The following is a 2,990-nucleotide window of genomic DNA, read 5'->3' on the forward strand; positions in this document are numbered from 1 at the left end:
CCTGCCGCTTCCCGCCCATGACCTTCGAGTATTGAGGGATCCCCACTTAAATCACATCGCTCCATTCTCAGAGAGCCAAAGCAACAAGTCAGAGATTTTGTAGCTAGCTTAACTATTTGCTGCTCGTCTCCAGCCGACTCTAGAATTCAGGCTGGTTAACAGCTATTCTCAAGCTAGCCACGCAACTATTTGAATTTCAGAACCTTATGATTTTTTCTCTGCAGATCTCGACTCGTCGTCAGTTTTTGTCTTGGGTGCTGGGGTTGTTGCCCACCCTTTTACTGGGAAGCTTCTCTCCTGCTCTGGCCCAAGCCCCCATTCGGATGGGCTACAGCAGTTGGGCAGGTTGGTGGCCATGGGCCATCGGAGAAGAAGAGGGCATCTTCGAAAAAAACGGAGCCAATGTGCAGTTGCGCTGGTTTGACGGCTACATCGAGTCGATGGAAGCTTTTGCCGCCGGACAACTGGATGCCAATACCCAGACCCTGAACGATACACTCTCCTTCGCACCGAAATCTGTAAACGGCCAGGTGGTGGTGTTGGTCAACGACAACTCGGCAGGCAACGACAAGATCATCGTCCGAGAAGGGATCAACACCATTGCCGACCTGGTGGGGAAGCGGGTGGCCGTCGAAGAAGGCGTGGTGGACGACTTTCTGCTGACGTTGGGTTTGGAGCGAGAGGGATTTTCTCGCGAGGATGTAATCATTGTGCCCTTAGAAACCGGAGCTGCCGCCGCTGCTTTTGCTGCCGGTCAGGTGGATGCGGTGGGAGCCTTTCCGCCCTTCTGGTTAACGGCCCTGGAGCGCCCCGGAAGCAAGGAACTGTTCTCTTCGGCGGACTTCCCGGGAGCCATTCCCGATTTGTTGGTGGTCAGCCAAAAATTGATCGACGAGAAGCCGGATCAGGTGCAGGCTTTGGTGAATAGCTGGTTCGATATCCTGAAGTTCATGGAGGAGAACCCACAGCGAGCCGACGAAATCATGGCCAGACGTGCCGGTGTCACCCCAGAGGAGCTGCAACTGTTCAAGGATGGCATCCGTTTCTTCACCATAGAAGACAACCTAGAAGCCTTCAGCCCCGGCGAGGGAATGCAGCACATGCTCTACGCGGCCCGACAAATGGTGGACTTTATGGTGAGAGTGGGCTTTATCTCGGAGGGTCCCAAGGATCTGGAGGCTTTATTTGATGACCGCTTCGTTCGTGCCTATGCCGAGTCCGTGGGAATTAGACGGTGAGAGATGTCCGGGATCCCCATCAAGAGCAAAAGCGAAGAGGTACGATGCTGACTGCCTCGGCTGAATCGTCCCCGCCCGCCCGCCCCAGTCTGCCCCCAACGGTGTTCTGGCGCATTGCCGAAGAGATCCCGCGCCCTCTGGCCTTGCTGCTGACAGCGCTATCGGTGCTGGTGCCTTTTGGCTTGTGGTGGGGTCTGTCGGTATCGGGCTGGGTACCGCCCCGTTTTTTGCCTTCTCCTCCTATGGTGTGGGCGGCTCTGCTGCGCCTGTGGCGAGACGGCCTGCTGTGGAAGGACACCCTGGCCAGCTTCAGTCGAGTCAGCAGCGGCTTTTTGTTGGCGGCAGTGGTGGCGACCCCGCTCGGCATTGCCATGGGCACCTTCGCCAGCATCCGCGCCCTGATCGAGCCGATCAGCGGCATTTTTCGCTACATGCCCGCCCCTGCCTTTACCCCACTGTTGATTATTTACTTGGGTTTGGACGAAGCCCCCAAGATCGGGTTGATTTTCATCGGCACCGTTTTCTTCAACATGCTGATGATCATGGATGCGGTGAAGTTCATCCCCAAGGAGCTGATCGAGGCCACCTACACCTTGGGGGGACGCCGCTGGCAGGTGTTGCTGCAGGTGATCACTCCCTACATCACCCCCAACATTCTCGACACCTTCCGCGTCAACATGGCCGCCTCTTGGAACTTGGTGGTGGTGGCGGAATTGGTGGCCGCCGATGAGGGTTTGGGCAGGCGGATCCAGTTGGCGCAGCGCTTTTTTAGAACCGACGAGATTTTCGCGTGCTTGATTGTGTTAGGGCTGATCGGCTTTCTGCTGGATTGGCTGCTACGGCGCTTGGTACGTTTGACCTGCCGTTGGGCATTCTTGTGAGGTGGTATCGTGCATTTGGAAGTGGTCGGCCTGAGCAAATCCTTCCCCACCCGTCGTGGCTCTGTTTTGGCTCTGGATGTGGTTAATGTGCTTGTGGCGGCGGGGGAGTTTGTCTGTGTGGTGGGGGCTTCTGGCTCGGGTAAAACCACTTTGCTGCGCCTGATTGCCGGGTTAGAGCAGCCCAGCCAGGGATCCATCAGCGTCGATGGGGAGCCGGTCATTGGGCCGGGAGCTGATCGGGGGGTGGTGTTTCAATCCTACACCCTTTACCCCTGGATGACCGTGGCGGAGAATGTCGGCTTTGGCCTAAAGTTGCAGGGGGTCAAACGGCAGGAAAGGGAAGCCCGCGTGGATTACTTTCTGGAGATCGTCGGCCTGGAGCGCTTTGCCAAGGCTTTGCCCAGGCAACTCTCGGGCGGTATGCAGCAGCGGGTGGCGATCGCGCGAGCGCTGGCGGCCCAACCGAAGATTTTGCTGATGGATGAGCCCTTTGGTGCTCTGGATGTGCAAACCAAAGAGATGATGCAGGAGTTTTTGCTGGATCTGTGGCGGCGCACCCGCACCTCGATTTTGATGATCACCCACGATGTGGAGGAGGCTGTCTTTCTGGCCCAGCGCATCTACGTGCTCACGTCCCGTCCTGGACGGGTGAAAGGGGAGATCGTGGTCAATTTTCCCAGCCGGCGAGACTACAGCCTCAAGCGCACCTCTGCCTTTCAAGAGGTGAAAGACAAGATCCTGGCCCTTCTACGGGAGCAGCATGGGCTGACATACTCCCCGTCCTAAAAAGAGCATCATCGCGCAGCGCCACAATGACCTCGCCCTAGGTCGCTTTCTCAATCCTAGGCAGGTGTTGAATACCCAGTTTCCT

The 2,990-nt window shown here is 57.1% G+C and carries 3 protein-coding genes; all 3 read left to right on the forward strand.

The window, feature by feature from the left end; genetic code table 11:
* Positions 1-206 precede the first annotated feature (206 nt).
* The 3 genes from NW858_RS10410 to NW858_RS10420 are packed head-to-tail and all read left to right on the forward strand — an operon-like array spanning position 207 to position 2,905.
* Complete coding sequence (locus tag NW858_RS10410; RefSeq protein ID WP_414520448.1) at positions 207-1,238, forward strand: ABC transporter substrate-binding protein; 1,032 nt, start codon at positions 207-209, stop codon at positions 1,236-1,238.
* A 44-nt stretch (positions 1,239-1,282) separates the two neighbouring features.
* The gene (locus tag NW858_RS10415) at positions 1,283-2,119 is read left to right on the forward strand and encodes an ABC transporter permease (RefSeq protein WP_414520449.1); all 837 of its coding nucleotides are present in this window, start codon (positions 1,283-1,285) and stop codon (positions 2,117-2,119) included.
* 9 nt (positions 2,120-2,128) lie between these two features.
* A complete protein-coding gene (locus tag NW858_RS10420; RefSeq protein ID WP_414520450.1) occupies positions 2,129-2,905 on the forward strand; it encodes an ABC transporter ATP-binding protein in 777 nt (258 codons plus the stop codon).
* Positions 2,906-2,990 lie beyond the last annotated feature (85 nt).

The organism is Synechococcus sp. H55.10, assembly GCF_047502715.1.
Lineage (GTDB): Bacteria > Cyanobacteriota > Cyanobacteriia > Thermostichales > Thermostichaceae > Thermostichus.